25 protein-coding genes are annotated in these 22,737 nt (G+C 67.5%); 8 read left to right on the top strand and 17 right to left on the bottom strand.

Annotated features, from left to right (window positions below; genetic code table 11):
• The first annotated feature begins 36 nt into the window (after positions 1 to 36).
• The 4 genes from holA (at position 37) to ACI766_RS04785 (ending at position 3,240) form a co-directional block, all read left to right on the top strand.
• Complete coding sequence (holA, locus tag ACI766_RS04800) at positions 37 to 1,074, top strand: DNA polymerase III subunit delta (protein ID WP_003093168.1); 1,038 nt, start codon at positions 37 to 39, stop codon at positions 1,072 to 1,074.
• Positions 1,075 to 1,165: 91 nt separating this feature from the next.
• Positions 1,166 to 1,318, top strand: coding sequence for an alternative ribosome rescue factor ArfA (arfA, locus tag ACI766_RS04795; RefSeq protein ID WP_023087004.1), 153 nt, complete (start codon positions 1,166 to 1,168; stop codon positions 1,316 to 1,318).
• Between the two features lie 178 nt (positions 1,319 to 1,496).
• Positions 1,497 to 1,901, top strand: coding sequence for a hypothetical protein (locus ACI766_RS04790; protein ID WP_153274348.1), 405 nt, complete (start codon positions 1,497 to 1,499; stop codon positions 1,899 to 1,901).
• On the top strand, positions 1,894 to 3,240 hold the full coding sequence (locus ACI766_RS04785; protein ID WP_003118255.1) for a lytic murein transglycosylase: 1,347 nt from the start codon (positions 1,894 to 1,896) through the stop codon (positions 3,238 to 3,240). The genes ACI766_RS04790 and ACI766_RS04785 overlap by 8 nt, the downstream gene beginning before the upstream one ends.
• A 109-nt stretch (positions 3,241 to 3,349) precedes the next feature.
• On the opposite strand, the gene ACI766_RS04780 is transcribed toward ACI766_RS04785, so the two are convergent.
• A complete protein-coding gene (locus ACI766_RS04780; protein WP_023087003.1) occupies positions 3,350 to 4,240 on the bottom strand; it encodes an alpha/beta fold hydrolase in 891 nt (296 codons plus the stop codon).
• A 105-nt stretch (positions 4,241 to 4,345) separates the two neighbouring features.
• Between ACI766_RS04780 and ACI766_RS04775 the strand changes: the two genes are divergently transcribed.
• A complete protein-coding gene (locus ACI766_RS04775) occupies positions 4,346 to 5,239 on the top strand; it encodes a LysR family transcriptional regulator (RefSeq protein ID WP_003119197.1) in 894 nt (297 codons plus the stop codon).
• Positions 5,240 to 5,383: 144 nt separating this feature from the next.
• On the opposite strand, the gene lipA is transcribed toward ACI766_RS04775, so the two are convergent.
• From lipA to ACI766_RS04715, 12 genes are all read right to left on the bottom strand, one after another.
• Positions 5,384 to 6,367, bottom strand: coding sequence for a lipoyl synthase (gene lipA / locus ACI766_RS04770; protein WP_003119196.1), 984 nt, complete (start codon positions 6,365 to 6,367; stop codon positions 5,384 to 5,386).
• Positions 6,364 to 7,017 carry a lipoyl(octanoyl) transferase LipB gene (gene lipB, locus ACI766_RS04765; RefSeq protein WP_003093177.1) on the bottom strand — a complete coding sequence of 218 codons (654 nt, stop codon included), beginning with the start codon at positions 7,015 to 7,017 and terminating at the stop codon, positions 6,364 to 6,366. The genes lipA and lipB overlap by 4 nt, the downstream gene beginning before the upstream one ends.
• Entirely contained in the window at positions 7,017 to 7,298 is a 282-nt protein-coding gene (locus ACI766_RS04760) for a DUF493 domain-containing protein (protein WP_003100311.1), read from the bottom strand. Before ACI766_RS04760 ends, lipB begins: the two co-directional genes overlap by 1 nt.
• 70 nt (positions 7,299 to 7,368) lie before the next feature.
• On the bottom strand, positions 7,369 to 8,529 hold the full coding sequence (locus ACI766_RS04755) for a D-alanyl-D-alanine carboxypeptidase family protein (protein ID WP_023087002.1): 1,161 nt from the start codon (positions 8,527 to 8,529) through the stop codon (positions 7,369 to 7,371).
• A gap of 65 nt (positions 8,530 to 8,594) precedes the next feature.
• The gene (rlpA, locus tag ACI766_RS04750; RefSeq protein ID WP_003100310.1) at positions 8,595 to 9,623 is read right to left on the bottom strand and encodes a septal ring lytic transglycosylase RlpA; all 1,029 of its coding nucleotides are present in this window, start codon (positions 9,621 to 9,623) and stop codon (positions 8,595 to 8,597) included.
• On the bottom strand, positions 9,620 to 10,642 hold the full coding sequence (gene mltB, locus ACI766_RS04745) for a lytic murein transglycosylase B (RefSeq protein ID WP_003132500.1): 1,023 nt from the start codon (positions 10,640 to 10,642) through the stop codon (positions 9,620 to 9,622). Before mltB ends, rlpA begins: the two co-directional genes overlap by 4 nt.
• A gap of 8 nt (positions 10,643 to 10,650) precedes the next feature.
• Positions 10,651 to 11,754: a rod shape-determining protein RodA gene (rodA, locus tag ACI766_RS04740; protein ID WP_003114090.1), complete on the bottom strand. Its 1,104-nt coding sequence runs from the start codon at positions 11,752 to 11,754 to the stop codon at positions 10,651 to 10,653.
• A gap of 31 nt (positions 11,755 to 11,785) precedes the next feature.
• Entirely contained in the window at positions 11,786 to 13,726 is a 1,941-nt protein-coding gene (gene mrdA / locus ACI766_RS04735) for a penicillin-binding protein 2 (RefSeq protein WP_003093191.1), read from the bottom strand.
• 12 nt (positions 13,727 to 13,738) lie between these two features.
• The gene (gene rlmH, locus ACI766_RS04730) at positions 13,739 to 14,206 is read right to left on the bottom strand and encodes a 23S rRNA (pseudouridine(1915)-N(3))-methyltransferase RlmH (RefSeq protein ID WP_003093193.1); all 468 of its coding nucleotides are present in this window, start codon (positions 14,204 to 14,206) and stop codon (positions 13,739 to 13,741) included.
• A gap of 7 nt (positions 14,207 to 14,213) precedes the next feature.
• Complete coding sequence (gene rsfS, locus ACI766_RS04725; protein WP_003100305.1) at positions 14,214 to 14,570, bottom strand: ribosome silencing factor; 357 nt, start codon at positions 14,568 to 14,570, stop codon at positions 14,214 to 14,216.
• Between the two features lie 22 nt (positions 14,571 to 14,592).
• Positions 14,593 to 15,237, bottom strand: a complete 645-nt coding sequence (gene nadD / locus ACI766_RS04720) for a nicotinate-nucleotide adenylyltransferase (RefSeq protein ID WP_003093199.1) — start codon at positions 15,235 to 15,237, stop codon at positions 14,593 to 14,595.
• Positions 15,237 to 16,502, bottom strand: coding sequence for a glutamate-5-semialdehyde dehydrogenase (locus ACI766_RS04715; RefSeq protein WP_003114089.1), 1,266 nt, complete (start codon positions 16,500 to 16,502; stop codon positions 15,237 to 15,239). Before ACI766_RS04715 ends, nadD begins: the two co-directional genes overlap by 1 nt.
• Positions 16,503 to 16,799: 297 nt before the next feature.
• On the opposite strand from ACI766_RS04715, the gene ACI766_RS04710 reads away from it, so the two are divergent.
• Complete coding sequence (locus ACI766_RS04710) at positions 16,800 to 18,023, top strand: alpha/beta fold hydrolase (RefSeq protein ID WP_003118251.1); 1,224 nt, start codon at positions 16,800 to 16,802, stop codon at positions 18,021 to 18,023.
• A 7-nt stretch (positions 18,024 to 18,030) separates the two neighbouring features.
• Here the strand turns inward: ACI766_RS04710 and ACI766_RS04705 are convergent, their stop codons facing one another.
• Positions 18,031 to 18,888 carry a class I SAM-dependent methyltransferase gene (locus ACI766_RS04705; RefSeq protein WP_003093206.1) on the bottom strand — a complete coding sequence of 286 codons (858 nt, stop codon included), beginning with the start codon at positions 18,886 to 18,888 and terminating at the stop codon, positions 18,031 to 18,033.
• Positions 18,889 to 18,951: 63 nt separating this feature from the next.
• Between ACI766_RS04705 and ACI766_RS04700 the strand changes: the two genes are divergently transcribed.
• Positions 18,952 to 19,671: a DNA-3-methyladenine glycosylase gene (locus ACI766_RS04700; RefSeq protein ID WP_003100299.1), complete on the top strand. Its 720-nt coding sequence runs from the start codon at positions 18,952 to 18,954 to the stop codon at positions 19,669 to 19,671.
• On the top strand, positions 19,668 to 20,981 hold the full coding sequence (locus ACI766_RS04695) for a bifunctional DedA family/phosphatase PAP2 family protein (RefSeq protein WP_003100297.1): 1,314 nt from the start codon (positions 19,668 to 19,670) through the stop codon (positions 20,979 to 20,981). The genes ACI766_RS04700 and ACI766_RS04695 overlap by 4 nt, the downstream gene beginning before the upstream one ends.
• A 10-nt stretch (positions 20,982 to 20,991) precedes the next feature.
• On the opposite strand, the gene ACI766_RS04690 is transcribed toward ACI766_RS04695, so the two are convergent.
• The 3 genes from ACI766_RS04690 to ACI766_RS04680 are packed head-to-tail and all read right to left on the bottom strand — an operon-like array spanning position 20,992 to position 22,677.
• On the bottom strand, positions 20,992 to 21,585 hold the full coding sequence (locus ACI766_RS04690; RefSeq protein ID WP_003093212.1) for an LON peptidase substrate-binding domain-containing protein: 594 nt from the start codon (positions 21,583 to 21,585) through the stop codon (positions 20,992 to 20,994).
• Positions 21,586 to 21,604: 19 nt separating this feature from the next.
• A complete protein-coding gene (locus tag ACI766_RS04685; protein ID WP_003093214.1) occupies positions 21,605 to 22,315 on the bottom strand; it encodes an LrgB family protein in 711 nt (236 codons plus the stop codon).
• Positions 22,315 to 22,677: a CidA/LrgA family protein gene (locus ACI766_RS04680; RefSeq protein ID WP_003118250.1), complete on the bottom strand. Its 363-nt coding sequence runs from the start codon at positions 22,675 to 22,677 to the stop codon at positions 22,315 to 22,317. The genes ACI766_RS04685 and ACI766_RS04680 overlap by 1 nt, the downstream gene beginning before the upstream one ends.
• Positions 22,678 to 22,737: the final 60 nt, after the last annotated feature.

Here is a 22,737-nt window from a genome sequence, read left to right as displayed (position 1 = left end):
GCCCCGGGGCCGGTTTCGCCGGCCCCGTCTTCTCCTATGAAGCTGACTCCCGCGCAACTCGCCAAGCACCTCCAGGGCCCCCTGGCGCCCGTCTATGTCGTCAGCGGCGATGAACCGCTGCTCTGCCAGGAAGCCTGCGATGCCATTCGCCAGGCCTGCCGCGAGCGCGACTTCGGCGAGCGCCAGGTATTCAATGCCGAAGCCAACTTCGATTGGGGCTTGCTGCTGGAGGCCGGCGCCAGCCTGTCGCTGTTCGCCGAGAAGCGCCTGATCGAACTGCGCCTGCCCTCCGGCAAGCCCGGCGACAAAGGCGCGGCGATTCTCCAGGAATACCTGCAACGGCCGCCGGAAGACACCGTGCTCCTGCTCAGTCTGCCCAAGCTCGATGGCAGCACGCAGAAGACCAAGTGGGCCAAGGCCCTGATCGATGGCAACGCCGCGCAGTTCATCCAGGTCTGGCCGGTCGACGTCCACCAGTTGCCGCAGTGGATTCGCCAGCGCCTGTCCCAGGCCGGCCTGTCCGCCAGCCCCGAAGCCCTGGAACTGATCGCCGCGCGCGTGGAAGGCAACCTGCTCGCCGCCGCCCAGGAAATCGAAAAGCTCAAGCTGCTCGCCGAGGGCAACCAGATCGACGCCGCCACCGTACAGGCCGCGGTCGCCGACAGCGCACGCTTCGATGTCTTCGGCCTGATCGACGCTGCCCTTGGCGGTGAAGCGGCCCACGCCCTGCGCATCCTGGAAGGACTGCGCGGCGAAGGCATCGAGCCGCCGGTGATCCTCTGGGGCCTGGCCCGCGAGATCCGCCTGCTGGCTGGCCTGTCCCAGCAATACGGCCAGGGCATCCCGCTGGAGAAAGCCTTCGCCCAGGCGCGTCCGCCGGTCTGGGACAAGCGCCGTCCGCTGCTGACCCGTGCCCTGCAACGCCACTCCAGCAGCCGCTGGAACCAGATGCTGAGGGATGCCCAGTTGATCGACGCGCAGATCAAGGGACAGGCACCCGGCAGCCCCTGGAGCGGTCTCTCGCTTCTCGCCCTGAGCCTCGCCGGCCAGCGTCTCGGCCTGCCGGCAGCCTGAAGGCGCAACCGGCACTGGACAATCCGCGGCGACAGGCAGATGATGCGCGCGCTGGCGAGCGCCAGCCCGATCACCTTCGAGGACCTATGCCATGGCAAAGAAAAGCAAGCGGCCGAACAAGGCCAAATCCCTGGTCGCCCAGCCACTGTTCCGCAGCCGCCAGGAACAGGTGAAGAAAGGCAAAGGCAGCTACCGCCGCGAAGCCTCCCGTAACTGGGAGGCTTCTTTCGTTATGGCGGCCTGAAACAGCCGCTGGTCCATCCTCCCGCAACGCCCTCCTCACCCACGCGCCCCGCCTACCCCGCCCGAAGCCCGTCGACAAGACCAACCCCACCGCCAGCCTGCCGCCCATGGGCACACTATCGTCGGCGCGCAAGCCCTGGCCCCATCGGGTTGGGCGAAAAGCCAATGGTTCCTCCATCATGATCCGCGGCCTCGACATCCCGCGCGGCCGACTGGCAACCCTCTGGCCATTGCAGCGCACGAACCAGGCTCGGGCGTTCGATGCCGACGCCGAAGCGGGTAGCCATGTCGCGCAGAACGAAGGCCAGGAAGAAGAAGTCGAAGGCCTCGAGCATGCCGCGCGACCCGTCGCCGATCCCGACTCGGGTGCGCCGCGAGGCTTCGACAGGCGGCGGAGCGGTACGGACGAAACCATTGGCCGCCCGACAGTGACCGAACATATGGCGAACGATATCCACCGCGCCGATGGAACCACATTGGCGAACCCGGGGCCCCGCCGGCGCGTCCAACGACGGCAGACGCGTCCTGGCCGGCGTGCTAAGGTGGCCCGTCCCGAGGACCCTGCTGAGGAGAGCAATGCGTAACCCCGAACGATCCGCCCTGCTGAAGGTGAGCGGGCTGCTGGGCAGCACCGTCGTCGCCATGGGGCTTGGCCTCTCCAGCGCCTGCGCGCAGAAGAATCCGACAGTCGAATACAACCAGCCTGCCGCTCCCCTGCAGACCAAGGCGCCCTTCTCCGGCGCCGGCCCGGCCGCCTCGGTGCCCGCTGGCGCGCCGAACGAGGCCCAGCCTGGGCAAAGCTTCGAACAGTGGCGCGACGCCTTCCGTCAACAGGCGCTGGCCGGTGGAATCGATGCGCAGACCTTCGATCGCGCCTTCGCCGGCGTCCAGCCCGATCCCGCCGTGGTCGAAGCCGACCGCAGCCAGCCGGAATTCACCCGACCGGTATGGAAGTACCTGGAAGGCGCCCTCGATCCGCTGCGCGTTCGCCAGGGCCAGGCGCGCCTGGCGCAGCATGCGCGCATCCTCGGCGAAGTCGACGCGCGCTATGCGGTGGATGCGGATGCGGTGGTGGCGATCTGGGGCATGGAGAGCAACTACGGTTCGCACATGGGCAACAAGAACGTGATCCGCTCCCTGGCGACCCTCGCCTATGAAGGACGCCGCCCGGAATTCGCCCACGCCCAGTTGCTCGCCGCCCTGAAGATTCTCCAGCACGGCGACGTTCCGGCCTCCTTCATGATCGGCTCCTGGGCCGGCGCCATGGGCCAGACCCAGTTCATCCCGACCACCTACAACCAGTATGCCGTGGACTTCGACGGCGACGGCAAGCGTGACATCTGGGGCTCGCCCGGCGACGCCCTGGCCTCCACCGCCAACTACCTGAAAGCCTCCGGCTGGATCGCCGGACAACCCTGGGGTTTCGAAGTCCGCCTGCCGGCAGGCTTCGACTATTCCCTGGCGGAACTCACCATCCGCAAGCCCCTGGGCGAATGGCAAGGGATGGGCGTACAAGGCGTCAACGGCGGCCCCCTGCCCTCCGGACTCTCCGGCGAACAGGCCTCGCTGCTGCTGCCGGCCGGGCACCGCGGCCCGGCCTTCCTGGTGCTGCACAACTTCCGCGCCATCCTCAAGTACAACAACTCCAGCGCCTACGCCCTGGCCGTCGGCCTGCTCGCCGACAGCTTCAAGGGCGGCGGCCGGATAGTCGGCGCCTGGCCGCTGGAGGATGTTCCGCTGAGCCGCTCGCAGCGCATCGAGCTGCAACGGCAACTGGCCGCCCGCGGACACGATCCGGGCGCGGTGGATGGCATCATCGGCGCCAATACGCGCAAGGCGATCCGCGCCTGCCAGCAGGAGTTCGGCTGGCCGGCGGACGGCTATCCGACCCCGGCGCTGCTCGACCGCCTGCGGACGCCATAGGGCCACCGGCGGAGCTTACGACCCCACGTCCGCCGCGACCGCTCGCGGCACACCGGTTCGTAGGGCGGATAACGCCATGGGCGTTATCCGCCGCTGCGGTGTCCAGGACCTAGTCATCCGCGCAGAACCGCAGGATAGCGTCCGCCACTTGGGTGGCCGCCTCGCGCTGCGGAAAATGGCCGACGCCCTCCAGCACCAGCCGCTGGTAACGCCCGCTGAAGTAGTGCTCGCGTCCGCGGGAGCCGTCGGGGTGGGTGCAGGCATCCGCGCCGCCGTGCAGCACCAGGGTCGGCAGCGCCAGGCGCGGTGCCGGGAGCAAGCGCTGTTCCGCCGCCCCGTAGCGCGGCTCCCCCGCGACGAAGCCCCAGCGATGCCGGTAATAGTGCAGCACCACGGCGACCCAGTCCGGCCCGGAGAAGGCCTGGGCGGCCTCCTGGAAATCGCGCTCGGCATACCATCCCGGCGGCGACCAGGTGTCCCACATCTGCCGGGCGAACGCCTCGCCCTCCTCGCGCAGCGCGCGCTCTCCGCGTGGCGTAGCCATGAACCACTGGTACCAGAAGCTACGGGCCTGCGGCAGGGAAAGAACTTGCTGCGGATCGTTGCTGGCGTACCCCACCGAGAGCATCACCAGGTGCGAGGCTAGGCCCTCGCGCAGTCCGCAGGCACTAGCCACCGCGCGAGCCCCCCAGTCATGGCCGACCAGCAGGGGACGTTGCAATGCCAGGCTGTCGACGAATGCCAGCAGATCGCAAGCCAGAGCCGCCAGTTGCCCGCTGCGCGGAGTAGACGCATCGCGGAAGCGGGTCGGGGCGAATCCCCGGAGGGCTGGTGCCAGCACCCGATAGCCGGCGTCCGCCAGGGACTCCGCCAGGTCTTTCCAGGCATGCGGGCTGTCCGGCCAACCGTGCAACAAGACGGCGCTGCGCGCCCCCTGCGGATTCCACTCCAGGTAGGCGATATCCAGGACATCGGTGGAAACGAAGGCATAGCGGCTCATCGGACCTCTCCAAGAGAAAGAAGGGACATCCTAGGACGCTTGCCAAGCGTGATTCATGAATAGTTAGCGTCTACTATTCATGAAACGAGATGAATGGAAGACCTCATGGAGCTTGCCGTCCCCACCTCCCAATCCCTGGATATCGTGTTGTTGCGTACCTTTCTCGAAGTGGTCGACAGCGGCGGTTTCGCCCTCGCCGCGGACAATCTCGCGCTCACCCCCTCCGCAGTCAGCGGGCATATCAAGCGCCTGGAACAGACAGCCGGCGTCAGCCTGCTCAGCCGCACCACTCGCCGCCTGGAGCTGACCCAGGCGGGCGAGACGCTCTACGCCTATGCCCGCAACATCGTCGAGCTGGAGCGCGAGGCCCGCGCCAGGCTGCACGGCACGCCGATCCGCGACCGCCTGCGCATCGGCGCTTCGGAGGACTTCGCCAGCGCCTGGCTGCCACGCGTCCTGCAACGCTTTCGCCGCTGGCACCCCGAAGCATCCATCGAACTCAAGGTCGGTATCACCACCGACCTGCTCCGCCAGCAGGCCCAGGGGCGCACCGACGTGGTGTTCGGCAAGCAGTGCCGGCGGGTAGGAGACGACGGCGAACTGCTCTGGGAGGAACCGCTGGTCTGGGCCGCGGCGACCGCGATCGAGCTGCCCGCGGGCGAACCGCTGCCGCTGGCGCTGTTCCCCGAACCCTGCGTCTACCGCGAAGCGGCGATTACAGCCCTCGGCGCCGCTGCGCGTCCCTGGCGCCTGGTGTTCGAGAGCGCCAGCATGGCCGGCTGCCTGTCCGCCGCGCTGGCCGGTTTCGCCGTGACGGTGGTGGCGCGCAGCCAGATGCGCGAGGGGCTACGCGAACTGGGCCCGGAACAGGGTTTTCCGACGCTGCCGGAGGCGCGTTTCTACGCCTTCTCGCGCCAACCCAGCCTGGCGGCCGATGCACTGATCGAGGCGGTGCGGCAGCTCGGCCAGCGCAGTCGCTTCGTTACCGCACAGGGATGAGAGCAAACGGTACTCACCTACGCGCCGGCGGATAACCGCAAGCGGTTGTTCGTCCTACGTCCGAAGAGGCTTCGTGGCTGCCCAATGAAAAACGCCGCGTCCCTGTGCAGGGACGCGGCGTCGGAGGCATTGGCGCGGCGTCGATCAGCCGATCTTGTTGCCGTGCGCCTGCTGGTCGGCATGGTAGGACGAACGCACCAGCGGACCGGACGCGACGTTCTTGAAGCCCATCTTCTCGCCTTCCTCGGCGAACCAGGCGAAGGTGTCCGGATGCACGAAGCGCTGCACCGGCAGGTGGTTGCGCGACGGCTGCAGGTACTGGCCGAGGGTCAGCATGTCGATGTCGTGCTCGCGCATCCGCTGCATGACCTCGATGACCTCGTCGTCGGTCTCGCCCAGGCCGAGCATCAGCCCGGACTTGGTCGGTACGTGCGGAACCATCTGCTTGAACTTCTGCAGCAGGTCCAGCGACCACTCGAAGTCCGAGCCCGGCCGCGAGGAGCGGTACAGGCGCGGTACCGTCTCCAGGTTATGGTTGAACACGTCCGGCGGCTCGTTGGCGGTGATCTCCAGGGCGATGTCCATGCGACCGCGATAGTCGGGCACCAGGGTTTCCAGCTGGATCCCCGGCGACAGCTTGCGGATCTCGCGCAGGCAGTCGGCGAAGTGCTGGGCGCCGCCGTCGCGCAGATCGTCGCGGTCCACCGAGGTGATCACCACGTACTTCAGCCGCAGGTCGGCGATGGCGATGGCCAGGTTGGTCGGCTCGTCGACGTCCAGCGGCTTCGGCCGGCCATGACCGACGTCGCAGAACGGGCAGCGTCGGGTGCAGATATCGCCCATGATCATGAAGGTCGCGGTGCCGCCGGAGAAGCACTCGCCCAGGTTCGGGCAGGACGCCTCTTCGCAGACGCTGTGCAGCTTGTGCTTGCGCAGCAGTTGCTTGATGCGGTCGACCTCGGGGGAAACCGGGATGCGCACGCGGATCCAGTCGGGTTTCTTCGGCAGTTCCTCGGTGGGAATGATCTTCACCGGAATCCGCGCGACCTTTTCCGCGCCGCGCAGCTTCACGCCGACTTCCACCTTGCCCGGCTTGGCTTCTCCGGACTTCTCCACAACAGTGCTCATGTCAGTTCGATCCCGCCCGTAAGGGTCTTCTGTTCAGCGTAGCCAAGGCGTGAGACGAGCTCAGCGCGCAATCGGGTACACACCTCGGCAAAATCCACCGGCCCAACCAGGTCGCGCAGTTGGGTCATGGGCATCCCGGCGTAGCCGCAGGGATTGATTCGTTGGAACGGTCGCAGGTCCATGTCCAGGTTCAGCGCCAGGCCATGGAAGGAACAGCCGTTGCGGATGCGCAGGCCGAGGGAGGCGATCTTCGCCCCGTCGACGTAGACACCCGGCGCGTCCGGCTTGGCCACGGCCTGCACGTCATAGGACGCCAGCAGGCCGATCAGGCTCTGCTCGATCCGGCTGACCAGCTCGCGCACGCCCAGTCCCAGGCGGCGGACATCGAGCAGCAGGTAGGTGACCAACTGGCCGGGGCCGTGGTAGGTCACCTGGCCGCCGCGATCTACCTGGATCACCGGGATGTCGCCGGGGAACAGCACATGCTCCGCCTTGCCGGCCTGCCCCTGGGTGAAGACCGCAGGGTGCTGCAACAGCCAGGCTTCGTCCATTACCGATTTGTCGCGTTCGGCAACGAAGCGCTGCATGGCATGCCAGGTCGGTTCGTAGGGAACCTCGCCGAGCTCACGGAAGCCCAGCTCGAGTCCCATCAGAGCACCATGTGCACGCGTCCGGTCGCGCGCAGGTCGTTATGGATGGCTTGCAGTTGGTCGACATCGGTGGCGGTGATCAGCACCTGCACCGAGAGGAATCGCCCCTTGCTGCTGTCACGGACCACCAGGGTCTCGACGTCGAGATCCGGCGCGTGGCGCTGGATGATTTCCACGACCAGGTCGGAGAAACCTTCGCCGGCGTCGCCGATCACCTTGATCGGATAACGCTCGCAGGGGAATTCGATTTTCGGGGGTTGAACGTCAGGGGTATCGGTCATGGCGGCGGCGGACCCGTGGTCCGCGGGGACGGGCGCCCGCTGGCCTCGTGAGCGGGCGGGCGCCGGTCGGTCAGTTGAACAAACCGTAGAAGAACAGGCGGATGCTATCCCACAGGCGGCGGAAGAAACCACCCTCCTCGACGGCGTTGAGGGCGACCAGGTCGGCGCTGCGGATGACCTTGTCGTCCAGCTTCACTTCCACCTTGCCGATCACCTGGCCCTGCTGGATCGGCGCCATCAGTTGCGGCTCCAGGACCATGCTGGCCTGCAGCTTCTGCATCTGGCCGCGCGGCAGGGTCATGGTCAGATCTTCGGCGAGGCCGGCTTTCACTTCATGCTCGGAACCCTTCCAGACCAGGCCCTTGGTCAGCTCGGTGCCCTTCTTGTAGAAGTTGCGGCTTTCGAAGAAGCGGAAGCCATAGGTCAGCAGCTTCTGGGTCTCGGCGGCGCGGGCCTGCTCGCTGTTGGTGCCGAACACCACGGCGATCATGCGCTGGCCGTCGCGTACCGCGGAAGCCACCAGGCAGTAGCCGGCTTCGTCGGTGTGGCCGGTCTTCAGGCCGTCGACGGTTTTGTCGCGCCACAGCAGCAGGTTGCGGTTCGGCTGCTTGATGTTGTTCCAGAGGAATTCCTTCTGCGCGTAGATCGCGTAGTGGCTCGGCTCACCGTAGATGATCGCGCGGGCCAGCACCGCCATGTCGCGGGCGGAGGAATAGTGGTCCGGGTTGGGCAGGCCGGTGGCGTCCATGAAGTGGGAGTTGGTCAGGCCCAGCTTCTGCGCGGTGGTGTTCATCATGTCGGCGAAGGCGTCTTCGCTGCCGGCGATATGCTCGGCCAGGGCGACGCTGGCGTCGTTGCCGGACTGGATGATGATGCCATGCAGCAGGTCGCTCACCGAGACCTGGCTGCCGACCTTGATGAACATCCGCGAACCGCCGGTGCGCCAGGCATGTTCGCTGACGGTGACCAGGTCGTTCTCGCCGATGCGGCCGGCCTCGATCTCCTTGGTGGCGATGTAGGCGGTCATCAGTTTGGTCAGGCTGGCCGGCGGCAGGCGCTGGTCGCCGTTGTTCTCGACCAGAACCTGGCCGCTCTCGCCGTCCATCAGGACGTACGACTTGGCGGCCAGTTGCGGCGGCGCCGGAATCATGGATTCAGCAGCCCAGCCAGCCGTAGGGGCGATGAACAGGACAAGCAGTGACAAGCGTTTCGCGATAGTGGTGATGTTCATCCGTCTCTCTGGTTCTACCAATGGTCAAACAATCCCTTGCGGGAATTCCCTGCGTGAGTAGGCGCTCAGTCGGGGCGTACCAGCGTCGGCTGGCCAAGGTTGGCCACGCGGATGCTGTCCTGGGTGCGGCTAACCTCGTCCGCCGAACCGATCGGTCCCAGCCGCACCCGGTGCAGAATCTGCTGGTTGCGCACGACCGAGCTGATAAACACCGGCGCAGCCGTCACGCCGCTCAGCTTGGCCTTCAGCAGCTCCGCCGCATCCGGGTTGGCGAAGGCGCCCACCTGGAGATACAGGCCATCGGCTGGTAATGAAGCGTTTTTTTTTGAGTCGATCTGCACCGGCAGCACGGCGGCCGCGTGCTGCGCCGGCGGCGGAGTGTAGGTCTCGATCGGCTGGGCCATCGCCACCGCCTGCGTCTGCGCCGCGGCGGGAGCGGCCTGGGCCACCGCCTGCTTGGGCTGCGCCAGGACCATCGGTGCCGGCCGGCCGCGCTGGGCCCACCACTGCACCGGGTCGATGCCTTCGACCTTGACTCGCGCGGTGCCGGTCTCGGCATAACCGAGCTTCTTCGCCGCGGCGAAGGACAGGTCGATGACCCGGTCGGAATAGAACGGGCCGCGGTCGTTGACGCGGACGATCACGCTCTTGCCGTTGTCCAGGTTGGTCACCCGCACATAGCTCGGCAACGGCAGGGTCTTGTGCGCGGCGGTCATGCCGTAGAGGTCGTAGGTCTCGCCGTTGGCGGTGGCCTGGCCGTGGAACTTGGTGCCGTACCAGGACGCGGTGCCGACCATCCGGTAGGCCCGCGCATCGTTCATCGGGTAGTAGGTCTTGCCCAGCACGGTGTAGGGGTTGGCCTTCACCGAACCGTTGTGCGGCATCGGTACCGCATCGGGGATCCGCGACACGTCGACGTCCCACCAGGGGGCGCCGTCGCGATGCGGACGGGAATAGTCGCCCGGCCCGGAAATGCCCGCCTGCCTGGCCGGCTGCTGGGGCGCCTTGCTGGAGCAACTGCTCAACAGCACGGCCGCCAGCCCGAGGCCGCAGACGGCGGGCAGGATCAGGGAGGAGCGGACACGCTTGCTCAATGGGCACCTCGCGCGCGGGCAATCTCGCCCGCCAGCTGATAAACCGCCATGGCATACATGGCGCTGCGATTATAGCGGGTGATCACGTAGAAGTTCGGCAAACCGACCCAATACTCGATGCCCTTGTCGCCGACGAAACGCATCGCCGTGACCTTCTGGTCGTCGCGCAGCGCATCGTGGGTGCGCCAGCCGCGGGCACGCAGCTCGCCCAGGCTCATGGTCGGGTCGACGCCCCTGGTCACCGCGCTCTCGGCGCTCTCGTCGTTGATCTCGGCCACCGAGACCACCGGCTCGCCGGTGACCCAGCCGTGCTGCTTGAAGTAGCTGGCGACGCTACCGATGGCGTCGGTCGGGTCGCTCCAGATATTGATGTGGCCATCGCCGTCGAAGTCCACCGCGTAGGCGCGGAAGCTGCTCGGCATGAATTGCGGCAGGCCCATGGCGCCGGCGTAGGAGCCGGTCAGGCTGAGCGGGTCGACCTGCTGTTCGCGGGCGAGCAGGAGGAACTCGCGCAACTCCTTGCGGAAGAAGTCGGCTCGCGGCGGGTAGTCGAAGCCGAGGGTGGACAGCGCGTCCATCACCCGGTAGCTGCCGGTGTTGCGGCCGAAGAAGGTTTCCACGCCGATGATCGAGACGATGATCTCGGCCGGCACGCCGTATTCCTTCTCCGCCCGCGCCAGGTCTTCGGCATGCTTGTTCCAGAAGTCGACGCCACGACTGATGCGCGCGTCGCTGATGAAGATCGGCCGGTATTCCTTCCACTGCTTGACCCGCTCGGCCGGGCGCGAGATCGCATCGAGGATCGACTGCTTGCGGTTCACGTCGCGGAACAGCCCCATCAGCTGCTCTCCGGCGAAGCCGTAGTCGCGGGTCATTTCGCTGACGAACTCGGCCACTTGCGGCGAGCCGTCGTAGTCCCCCGCCTGGGCCGCCCCGGACAGGCCAATGACGCCGGCTACGCCGACCCATTGGACGCCCCTGGCCGCCCATGTACGCAGTACTTGCATTGCGTTCTTCACTCTTGGTCTCAAACCTGGGCGATCCACTTCCGATGGGTATGGATCGACATCAGAACCCCGAACCCTGACAACAGGGTAACCAGCGAAGTTCCGCCATAACTAATGAAAGGCAGCGGTACCCCCACCACCGGCAACAACCCGCTCACCATACCGATATTCACGAAGACATAAACGAAAAACGTCATGGTGATGCCACCGGCCAGCAGTTTGCCGTAGAGCGTCTGCGCCTGGGCGGTGATCACCAGGCCACGACTGATCAGCAGCAGGTAGAGCACCAGCAGCAGGCAGACGCCGACCAGGCCGAACTCCTCGCCGAGGACCGCAATGATAAAGTCGGTGTGGCTTTCCGGCAAAAAATCCAGGTGCGACTGGGTGCCCAGCAGCCAGCCCTTGCCGAATACCCCGCCGGAACCGATGGCCGCCTTAGACTGGATGATGTTCCAGCCGGTGCCCAGCGGGTCGCTTTCCGGGTCGAGGAAGGTCAGCACCCGCTGTTTCTGGTAGTCGTGCATGATGAAGAACCACATCGCCACGGCGATCGGCACCGCCGCCGACACCGCGCCGACGATCCAGCGCCAGCGCAGGCCGCCGACGAACAGCACGAAGCCGCCGGAAGCGAGGATCAGCATGGCGGTGCCGAGGTCGGGTTGTTTCAGGATCAGCACGAACGGGGTGATGATGATCGCCAGGCTGATCACCATGTGCTTGAGCCCCGGCGGCAGGTTGCGCTTGGACAGGTACCAGGCCACCGTCATCGGCATCAGCAGCTTCATGAACTCCGAGGGCTGGAAGCGGATCACCCCGGGGATGTTGATCCAGCGCGTCGCCCCCTTGGCGTCGTGGCCGATCACGTCGACCACCACCAGCAGCGCGACCCCCACCAGGTAGCCCAGCGGCACCCAGCGGGCCATGAAGCGCGGCTCGATCTGGGCGATGACCACCATCATGCCCAGTCCCAGGCCGAACGAGGTGGCCTGCTTCATCAGCATGTCCCAGCTCTTGCCGCTCGCCGAATAGAGGACGAACAGGCCGGTGGCGCCGAGGATCAGCAACAGCAGCAGGAGAATCCCGTCGATGTGCAGGCGCTGCAACAGGCTGGCGCGCCGGCGCATCACGTCTTCGTTGGACAGGGTGCGGTCGAAGTTACTGTTCAAGGGCGGGCGCCTCCGGCTCGGCTGCCGTGGGTTCGGGCTTGGCCACCGCCGCCGCGAGCGGCGCGACGGGTTCCGCGTATTCGGCCTTGAGCTTGCCGTGCTCGTCGAGCAGCCAGGCGTCCATCACCTGCTTGACCACCGGGGCGGCGACGCCGGAGCCGGACTCGCCGTTCTCCACCATCACCGCCACCGCGATCTGCGGGTTGTTGGCCGGCGCGAAGCCGACGAACAGGGCGTGGTCGCGGTGCCGCTCGAGCAGCTTGGAGCGGTCGTAGCGCTCGTTCTGCTTGATCGCCACCACCTGGGCGGTACCGCTCTTGCCGGCGATCAGGTAGGCCGAGGTGGCGCCGACCTTGCGCGCCGTGCCGCGGGCGCCATGCACCACCTGCTGCATGCCGTAGTCGACGCGGTCCCAGTTGGCCGGGTCGCGCAGCACGATGTCGGGCATCGGGTCGGGGTCGACCGGCGGCTGGCCGTCGATGGTCTTGGCCAGGTGCGGGCGGATCCAGTGGCCCTTGTTGGCCAGCAGCGCGGTCATCTGCGCCAGTTGGATCGGCGTCGCCTGCATGTAGCCCTGGCCGATGCCGAGGATCAGGGTCTCCCCCGGGTACCAGACCTGGCGGCGGGTCTTGCGCTTCCATTCGCGCGAGGGCATCAGCCCGTCGGCTTCGCCGAACATGTCCAGGGCGACTTTCTGGCCGAAGCCGAAGCGGCTCATGAAGGCGTGCAGGCGGTCGATCCCCAGCTTGTGCGCGAGGTCGTAGAAATAGGTGTCGTTGGACCGGTAGATCGCCGACTCCAGGCTCACCCAGCCATCGCCGTAGCGGTTCCAGTTACGGTACTTGTGGTCGTAGTTGGGCAACTGGTAGTAGCCGGGGTCGAAGACCCGCGAGGTCGGCGTGACCACCCCGGCGTCGAGGCCGGCCAGCGCCACCGCCGGCTTCACCGTCGAGCCCGGCGGATAGAGCCCGCGCAGGACGCGGTTGTACAGCGGCCGGTCGATGGAGTCACGCAGCTCGGCATAGGCCTTGAAGCTGATGCCGGTGACGAACAGGTTGGGGTCGTAGCTCGGCTGGCTGACCATCGCCAGCACGTCGCCGGTGGACGGCTGGATCGCCACGATGGCGCCCCGCCGCCCGGCCAGGGCGTTCTCGGCGGCCTCCTGCAGGCGGCTGTCGATGCTCAGGACGATGTCCTTGCCGGGAATCGGGTCGGTGCGCTTGAGCACCCGCAGCACCCGCCCGCGGGCGTTGGTCTCGACTTCCTCGTAGCCAACCGTGCCGTGCAACTCGCTCTCGTAGAAGCGCTCGATGCCGGTCTTGCCGATATGGTGGGTGCCGCTGTAGTTGATCGGGTCGAGGTTCTTCAGTTCCTGCTCGTTGATCCGCCCGACGTACCCGACCGAATGGGCGAAGTGCTCCTTCAGCGGGTAGTGGCGGACGAACTGGGTCGCCACGTCGACGCCCGGCAGGCGGAACTGGTTCACCGCGATGCGGGCGATCTGTTCCTCGTTGAGTTCGAACATGATGGGAACCGGCTCGAACGGACGCCGCCCCTGCTTCATGCGCTTCTCGAAGATGGCCCGGTCGTCCTCGGTCAGGCCGAGGATCTCCACCAGCGTGTCGAGGGTCTTCTGCAGGTCCTCGGTGCGTTCGCGGGTGATGGTCAGGCTGAAGCTCGGCCGGTTGTCGGCGATGATCACGCCGTTGCGGTCGAAGATGATCCCGCGGGTCGGCGGGATCGGCTGCACATGGACCCGGTTGTTCTCCGACAGCGTCGAATGGTACTCGTACTGGGTCACCTGCAGGTGGTACATGCGCGCCACCAGCACCAGGGTCAGCAAGACCACCGCCACCGCCCCGACGATGACGCGCCGACGCACCAGGCGGGCGTCTTTCTCGTGGTCTTTCAGGTGGATCGGCTGCGGCATCGGGACTGGGGACTATTTGTGGTAGGGGTGCCCGGACAATACGGTCCAGGCCCGGTAGATCTGCTCGCCGACCAGGATCCGCACCAACGGGTGCGGCAGCGTCAACGGCGACAGCGACCAGCGCTGCTCGCTGCGCGCGCAGACCTCCGGCGCCAGCCCTTCCGGGCCGCCGACCATGAGATTCACGGTGCGTGCGTCGAGACGCCAGCGATCCAGTTCGCGAGCCAGTTGCTCGGTGCTCCAGGGCCGACCTTCGACCTCCAGGGTCACCACCCGTTCCCCCGGCTGGACGCGCGCCAGCATGGCCTCGCCTTCCTGACGGATCAGGCGCGCCACGTCGGCGTTCTTGCCGCGGGTGTTGAGCGGGATCTCCACCAGTTCGAGGGACAGCTCGGCCGGCAGGCGCTTGACGTATTCCTGCCAGCCTTCCTCGACCCAGCGAGGCATGCGCGAGCCAACCGCGATCAGGCGCAACCGCATGCCGGCGTCACTCTTCCGGCTGGTGCTGGGCGCGGCTCTGCTCGGCGCCCTGCCACAGGCGCTCCAGGTCGTAGAACTGGCGGGTCGCCGGGAGCATCACGTGGACCACCACGTCGCCCAGGTCGAGCAGCGCCCATTCGCCGGACTCCAGGCCTTCGCTGCCCAGGGGCTTGACGCCGTTTTCCTTGGCCTTGGTCAGGACGTTGTCGGCCAGCGACTTGACCTGGCGGCTGGAACTGCCGCAGGCGATCACCATGTAGTCGGTGACGCTGGTCTTGTCCCGCACATCGAGGGTCACGATGTCCTGGGCCTTGAGGTCTTCCAGGGCATCGATGGCCACTTGGACGAGTTGTTCGGTTTGCATTGAGTCGGTCTCTGTTTCTTTATCAGTGTGGCGCACGATACAGGTGGTGCGCCTCGATGTAGTTCAATACCGCGTCCGGCACCAGGAAACGCACGGAGCGCCCGGCACCCAGCAGCGCGCGGATCTGGGTGGCGGACACCGCCAGCGGCGTCTGCCAGACGAAGGTGATCTGTCCGCCCGGCCCTTTCAGGGCCTGCGGGTCGGCCACGCTCCGCGCCGCCAGCAGGTCGCGCAGCGACTCCGGCGGCTCGCTGTCGGCATCCGGACGCTGCAACACGACGATGTGGCAGTGATCCAGCAACGCCTCCCAGCGGTGCCACGTCGGCAAGCCGCAGAAGGCATCCCAGCCGATCAGCATGAACAACTGGTCGTCGGCCGCCAGCTCCGCCCGCACCGACTCCAGGGTGTCGATGGTGTAGGACGGCTTGTCGCGCTGCAGTTCGCGGGGATCGACCGTCAATCGCTCGACTCCCGCCACCGCCCGCTCGACCATCGCCAACCGCTGCGCGGCCGACACCTGCGGGGTTTCCCGGTGCGGCGGCCGCGCATTGGGCAGCAGGCGCAGTTCGTCGAGGGCGAACTGCTCGGCCATTTCCACGGCGCTGCGCATATGTCCGATATGCACGGGGTCGAAAGTGCCGCCGAACAGGCCGATACGTTTGCCCATCAGGTGCGCACGTGACCGTCGCCGAAGACGACGTACTTCTCGCTGGTCAGGCCTTCCAGGCCGACCGGGCCGCGGGCGTGCAGCTTGTCGGTGGAAATCCCGATCTCGGCGCCGAGGCCGTACTCGAAGCCGTCGGCGAAGCGGGTCGAGGCGTTGACCATCACCGAAGCGGAATCCACTTCGGCGAGGAAACGCCGCGCATCGCTGAAGTTCTCGGTAATGATCGCGTCGGTGTGCTGCGAGCCGTAGGTGTTGATGTGCTCGATCGCCGCGTCCAGCCCGTCGACGATGCGGATCGACAGGATCGGCGCGTTGTACTCGGTACGCCAGTCCTCCTCGGTAGCCTCCAGCACGTCTGCGCCGAGCAGCGCGCGGGTCGCGGCGTCGCCGCGCAGTTCCACGCCCTTCTCGCGGTAGATCGTGGCCAGCGGCGGCAGCACCCGCTCGGCGATACCGGCATGCACCAGCAGCGTCTCCATGGTGTTGCACGGTGCATAGCGCTGGGTCTTGGCGTTGTCGGCGACGCGAATCGCCTTGTCCAGGTCGGCGGCGACATCGATGTAGACGTGGCAGATGCCGTCCAGGTGCTTGATCACCGGCACCTTGGCCTCGCGGCTGATGCGCTCGATCAGGCCCTTGCCGCCGCGCGGGACGATCACGTCGACGTATTCGGGCATGCTGATCAGCGCGCCGACCGCGGCGCGGTCGGTGGTTTCCACCACCTGCACGGCGGCGGCCGGCAGGCCGGCCTCGGCCAGGCCCTGCTGGATGCAGCGGGCGATCGCCTGGTTGGAGTGGATCGCCTCGGAGCCGCCGCGCAGGATGGTCGCGTTGCCGGACTTCAGGCACAGGCTGGCGGCGTCGATGGTCACGTTCGGCCGCGACTCGTAGATGATCCCGACCACGCCCAGCGGCACGCGCATCTTGCCGATCTGGATGCCCGAGGGCACATAGCGCATGTCGCGGATCTCGCCGATCGGGTCGGGCAGCGTGGCGACCTGGCGCAGGCCCTCGATCATGTCGTCGATGCGCGCCGGGGTCAGCGCCAGGCGGTCCAGCATCGCCGGCTCCAGGCCATTGGCGCGGCCGGCGGCGAGGTCCTGCTCGTTGGCGTGGGACAACTCCGCGCGGGCGGCGTCCAACGCATCGGCCGCGGCCAGCAGGGCGCGGTTCTTCTGCGCGGTGGCGGCGCGCGCGAGCAACCGCGAGGCGGCGCGGGCATCGCGGCCAAGGCGGCTCATATAGTCGAGGACGGACTCGGTCATGGTCTCGGCATCTGGCGTCAGGGAAATGCGCGATTATAGCGAGCCAGCCCCGGCGCGCCCAGCCGCAACAGCCGGTCGGTAGACAGTGCGTTCCATCGCCCCCGGCGGTAACGCGGCAGCCCCGCTGCGCCTGGGGCTGTGCGCGAGACGGTGACACCCGGGCGCAGGCGCCGGCCGAAGGATAGGTAAACAAAATTGCTACCTCTGTTTACCTTCGAGGCGAGCCTGGCCACTGCCACCCACCGGCACCCGCTCGGCAGAACAACAATAACGACGCACACACCGCGGGGCCTCGCCATGCGCTACCGTACCGACTACAGCGCGCAGTCGCTGAGCAGCGAACCGGATATCCTCTTCCTAGACGGCTGGCAACTGCGCTACCAGGCCTTCGCCGCCCGCGCCGACGACCCGCGCCCGCCGGTGCTCCTGCTGGGCGGCGCCTTCCAGAGCTTCCGCTCGTTCACCGGCGAGGTCAGCGAACTGCTCGCCGAGCACCCGGTGATCCTGCTCGACCTGCCGAGCCAGGGCGGCAACCTGCAACTGGCGGCGGAACTGAGCCTGGAAGACCTCGCCGACCTGATCGCGGCCTTCGCCGAACAGCTCGGCCTGCCGCCGTTGATGCCCATCGGCCTGTCCTACGGCTCGGCCCTGGCCGCGCTGTTCGCCGCCCGCCATCCGCGCCGCTGCGCGCGCCTGCTACTGGCCGGCATCACCGCATTCGGCCGCCCCGGTGCGCGGCTGCTGCTGGAAGAAGCCCTGGCCCGGCTCGACGAGGGCGACCAGAGTGCCTTCGCCCACGGCGTACTGACCGGCCTGATCAACCCGCTACAGCTGGAACGTACCGGCGTCTCCCCGGTATTTCGCAAGGCCATGCTGCGCCAGTTGCAACGCCTGACCGCGGCGGAGATCGAACGCTACCGGCAGAATAGCCGGCGCCTGCTGGCCTTCGGCGGCTTCGAGCGGCACCCGACCTGCCCGACCCTGGTGCTCGCCGGCGAGTACGACCATTTCACCCAGCCCTGGGAACATGCGGTGTTCGCCCATGCCTGCGGGAACGCCGAGTTCGCCCTGATCCACGACGCCGACCATCTTGCCCAGTTCGAACGACGCGAGGCCTGCGCCCGGCTCTACGGCCCGTTCCTGCGCGGCGAGGCACTGCCGGAGCGCGCCGAGGGCAGCACGCGGATCCCGCGCACGCGCCTGCTCGGCCTGGAGCGACGCTTCGAGGTCCGCCATCGGCCAGCCCAGGGGCACGCTCGGCTGGAACATCCGCAGTTCGGCGTCTATGCGGCGGAACTGGTGGAACTCGGCTATTTCGGCGGGCGGCTGCACGCCGAGCTGCCCGAATCCCGCCCGCAACGCGGCTGGCGGTTGTGCTGCGACGGCCTGGCGGACTTGGACATCCTGCCCCTGCGCTCGACCGCCGGCGGCTTCGCCTTCATCTTCCCGCACTCCGATCCGGCGGCCAGCGCCGGACTGGCCGACCTCCTCGCCGCCTGGGAGCGAGCGGAGGTCGCCTGAGAGGCGGCTATGCCGTGCGGCTTTCGATCACCCGCACCAGGCTCGGCAGGCGTCCCTGCGGCAAGCCCAGGGCGGCGCCTTCGCGCTGCGGGTCGAGCACCAGGGTGGAGGCGAAGCCGCAGCGGGCGAAGGCCGCCTCGATTTCCGCGGCATTGCGGTAATGCAACGGATAGCTTCCCCGCGTCAGCCGCCCGATGATCCCCACTCCCCAGCGGATCTGCCGGTAGCGCGGGTGCTCGCGGAGATCGGGATAGAGGTCGGTCAGGTAGGTGCCCTGGGGGAAGCGTTTAAGTTCGGTCGCCAGGCGACTCCAGAAGGCCTCGATCACCGGGCGCTGGAAATAGTTCACCAACCCCTCGGTGATCACCACCAGCGGGCGCTCGCGATCGAGCCCGGCGAACAGCGCGGCGAGGCTGCGCTCGCCGTCCTCGGCGAGGATATCCACAGCCGCCACCGCGTGCTCCGGGCCCAGCCACCCCTGCTCGCGGAGCAACGCCGCCTTGCGCGCGGCCATCGGCGGCAGGTCGGCCTCCAGGTAGCGCAACTGTGGATAGCGTTGCCGGAAGCGTCGCCCACGCGGCGAGAGCCCGCAGGCCATTTCCACCACCTGGACCACTCCCTCGCGTTCGACGGCCTGGGTCAGGCGCGCGTCGATCATGAGGTGTCTTTGTAACAGGAAATCCTCGATGTTCAGTCCGAAACCGAGCTGCGCGCCCCAGTTGATCGGCGCGACGAAGCCGTGTACCCAGCGGCCGAAGACGGTGGCGAAGGCCGGTTCGGCGAGCCGATGGCGGAACCAGACGTACCCGGTGTAATGGGCGCTGGGCGTGATGTGGGCACTGTCGACACGCTCTCGTTCAACCATGATTCAGGCTCTTGTTGTTATCATTCGCCAGCCTATGACTGCCATGGTCCCAGCGACAATCCCATGTCCCGCGATCCCATCCTTAGTTTGCCCTGGCCCGACGCCCGGCCGCTCCCCGACACCTTCTTCGACCGCGATGCGTTGCTGGTCGCCCGCGAGTTGCTGGGCAAGGTGATCCGCCATCGCCAGGGCAATCTCTGGCTGGCGGCGCGAATCATCGAGACCGAGGCCTACTACCTGGAGGAGAAAGGCAGCCATGCCTCGCTCGGCTACACCGAGAAGCGCAAGGCACTGTTCCTCGACGGCGGGCACATCTATATGTATTACGCGCGCGGCGGCGACTCGCTGAACTTCAGCGCCGGCGGGCCGGGCAATGCGGTGCTGATCAAGTCCGGCCATCCCTGGCTGGATCGCATCAGCGACCACACGGCGCTGGAGCGGATGCAGAGCCTGAACCCGGACAGCCAGGGCCGGCCCCGCGAGATCGGCCGCCTGTGCGCCGGCCAGACCCTGCTGTGCAAGGCCATGGGGCTGAAGGTGCCGGAGTGGGACGCACAGCGCTTCGACCCGCAGCGACTGTTCGTCGACGATGTCGGCGAGCGCCCCAGCCAGGTGATCCAGGCCGCTCGGCTGGGCATTCCGAAGGGGCGCGACGAACACCTGCCGTACCGTTTCGTCGATGCCACCTTCGCCGCCTTCTGCACCCGCAACCCACTGCGCCGCGGCCAGGTCGCCGGGCGCGACTATCATCTACTCGGACATCAGGACCCGCACCTGCAATGAGTCTCGACAGCTTCAACGCCTGGATGGCCGCCAACCCCGAGTGGCTGGGGCTGGCCATCTTCCTCATCGCCTTCCTCGAATGCGCGGCCATCGTCGGTATCGTCCTCCCCGGCGTGGTGCTGCTGTTCGGCGTCGCGGTGATCGCCGGCAGCGGCGCCCTCGGCCTCGGCGAAACCCTGCTGCTGGCCTACGCCGGCGGGGTGCTGGGCGACCTCAGCTCGTACTGGATCGGCCGCCGCTTCCACCAGAACATCCGCCGCCTGCCCGGCCTGCGCAGCCATCCGCAGTGGATCACCGCCGCCGAGGTGTACTTCGAACGCTACGGTATCGCCAGCCTGCTGGTCGGCCGCTTCATCGGCGCCCTGCGACCGATGCTGCCGATGGTCGCCGGCATGCTCGACATGCCGTTCGGCCGTTTTCTCGGCGTTTCGCTGATCGCCGCCGCCGGCTGGGCGGTCGCCTACCTGTTGCCCGGCTGGGCCACCGGCGCAGCCCTGCGCCTGCCGTTGCCGGAAGGCTTCTGGAGCGAAGCCGGGATCGTCGCGGCCTGCCTGGCGGTGCTGGTCGGCGTGGTAGTCCAGGCCAGCCTGCGGCGCAAACGCTGGGCAACCGCTGTGGCGGCCGCGCTGAGCCTGGTCCTGCTGCTGGCGATGACCGTCGCCTGGCCGTACCTCCAGGACCTCGACCAGGGCCTGATGACGCTGGTCCAGGAGCATCGCAACGCCGACCTGAACCCGGTGATGGTGGTGGTCACCCGGCTCGGCGATTTCCGCACCCAGTTCATCGCCGGTGCGCTGCTCGGCGGTATCCTCCTGCTGACCCGGCAATGGCGTCCGGCCATCTTCGCCATCGGCACCCTGGTGGGTACCGCGCTGGCCAACCAGACCCTGAAGACCCTGTTCGCCCGCGCCCGCCCGGAAGTGCTGGCCGAACCGCTGAGCAGCTTCAGCTTCCCCAGCGGACACAGCTCGGCGTCCTTCGCCTTCTTCCTCACCCTGGGCGTCCTCGCCAGCCGCCAGCAACCGCCGCGCTGGCGCCTGACCTGGGTACTGCTGGCGGTGATCCCGTCGCTGAGCATCGCCCTGTCGCGGGTCTACCTTGGCGTGCACTGGCCGTCGGACATCGTCGCCGGCGCCCTGCTCGCCACTACGGTCTGCGCCGCCAGCCTGTGGCTGAGCCAGCGCCGCGAGTCGCTGCCGGCGCTGCCGCAACGGGTCTGGTGGCTGCTGTTGCCGGTCTGCGTGGCGACCCTGGCGATCGCCGCCGGCTGGGCCCTGCCGGAAGCCATTGCGCGCTACCGGCCGCTGTGAGGGTTGGCGCTCAGTCGATACCCAACTCGCCCTGCAGGTGCTCCAGCAGCACCTGGATCCGCGCCAGTTGCATCTGCGCGTCGGGCAGGGCGAGCAGTTCGAGCTTGCGTTCGGTATCGAACGGCAGCAGGTAGGCCAACTGGTTGGCCAGGTCCTGCTGGCCGCCGGGCTCGCCGCCCATCTCCAGCGCGGCCACCATCGGATGCTCGGCCAGCACGCTGAGCAACGCGGCGAGATCGTTGTGTTCGTAGGTCAGGGGTTGCTCCGGCAGGTCTTCGAACCACTCGATCTCGCCGACGCTGAGCTGGTCGGCCTGGACCTCCACCGACAGCACCTGGAAACGCCGACCGCCCTCCACGCGGATGCCCAGCAGGCCGTTCGGGCGCTGCTGCCAGTCGCGGACCGAGGCCTCGCAGCCGACCATCGCCAGGCGGCTCGGCGCTTCGCCGACCTCCCGCCCTTCGCCGATGGTCACCACGCCGAAACCGGTGCCCTGCTTCATGCAGCGGCTGATCATGTCCAGGTAGCGCGCCTCGAAGATCTGCAGGTCCAGGCGGCAACCGGGGAACAGCACGGCGTTGAGGGGAAACAACGGCAACTTCATCGCGACTCCTCGGGCATCGTCAGGCAACCAGCGCTACCGCCAACGGTAGCAGCACTGCGGTGGCAACGCCCATCAGGCTCATCGCCAGGGCGGCGAAGGCGCCGCACTCCTCGCCTTCCTGCAAGGCCCGCGAAGTGCCTACCGCGTGGGCCGTCATGCCCAGCGCCATGCCCTGCGCGGCGGGGTGCCGGACGCCGATGGCGCGCAGCAGCTCCGGCCCGAGGATCGCCCCGAGTACCCCGGTGATCAGTACGAACACGGCGGCCAGCGCCGCCACGCCGCCGATCTGGCTGGCCACCAGCATGGCGATCGGCGAGGTCACCGACTTCGGCGCCATGCTCATCAGCATCCGCGGCTCGGCACCGAACAACCAGCCGAATGCGATGCCCAGCACCGTCGCCAGCGTACCGGCGACCACCAGGGTCAGCAGGGTCGGCCAGAACAATTGGCGGATACGCCGCAGGTTGAGGAACAGCGGCACCGCCAGGGCCACCGTGGCGGGGCCGAGGAGAATGGTCAGGACCTTGGCGCTGGCACTGTATTCGTCGTAGTCGATGCCGCAAAGCAGCAGTACGCCGATCACCACCAGCATCGACACCAGCACCGGCTGCAGGAACACCCAGCGGGTCCGTTCATAGGCGGCCAGGGCCAACTGGTAGGCGCCCAGGGTCACGCCGACGCCGAACAGCGGATGGTGGATCACCGCCTCGAGGGCGGCCTGCCAGGCCATCAGGTCTCCTCCCGGCGACGTTGCTGGCGATCGATGAGCTTCTGCATCATCCAGCCGGCGAACAGGAACGACAGCACCAGCGACAATACCAGCGCGCCGACGATGGCCCAGAAGTCGGCGGCGATCTCCCGCGCATAGGCCATCACCCCGACCGCCGCCGGCACCAGCAGCAGCGGCAGGTAGCGCAGCAACGAGCCGGCCGCCTCGTTGACCGGCTTGCCGACCTCGCCACGCGCCAGGAAATAACCGAACAGCAGCACCAGGCCGATGATCGGACCGGGCAGCATGGGCAACAACAGAACGTTCAGACCTGTGCCGAGCAACTGGAACAGCACCAGCCAGGTCAGACCACGAAGCAACATGGGCACCTCCAGCAAGGGCCGACCATTATGCCCAGCCCGCCGGGACATTGGCACGCTCCT

Source organism: Pseudomonas sp. DL (genome assembly GCF_047199225.1).
Taxonomy (GTDB): domain Bacteria; phylum Pseudomonadota; class Gammaproteobacteria; order Pseudomonadales; family Pseudomonadaceae; genus Pseudomonas; species Pseudomonas aeruginosa.
Note: the sequence above shows the minus strand (reverse complement) of the source record. Positions and strands in the feature narration are given on the sequence as shown.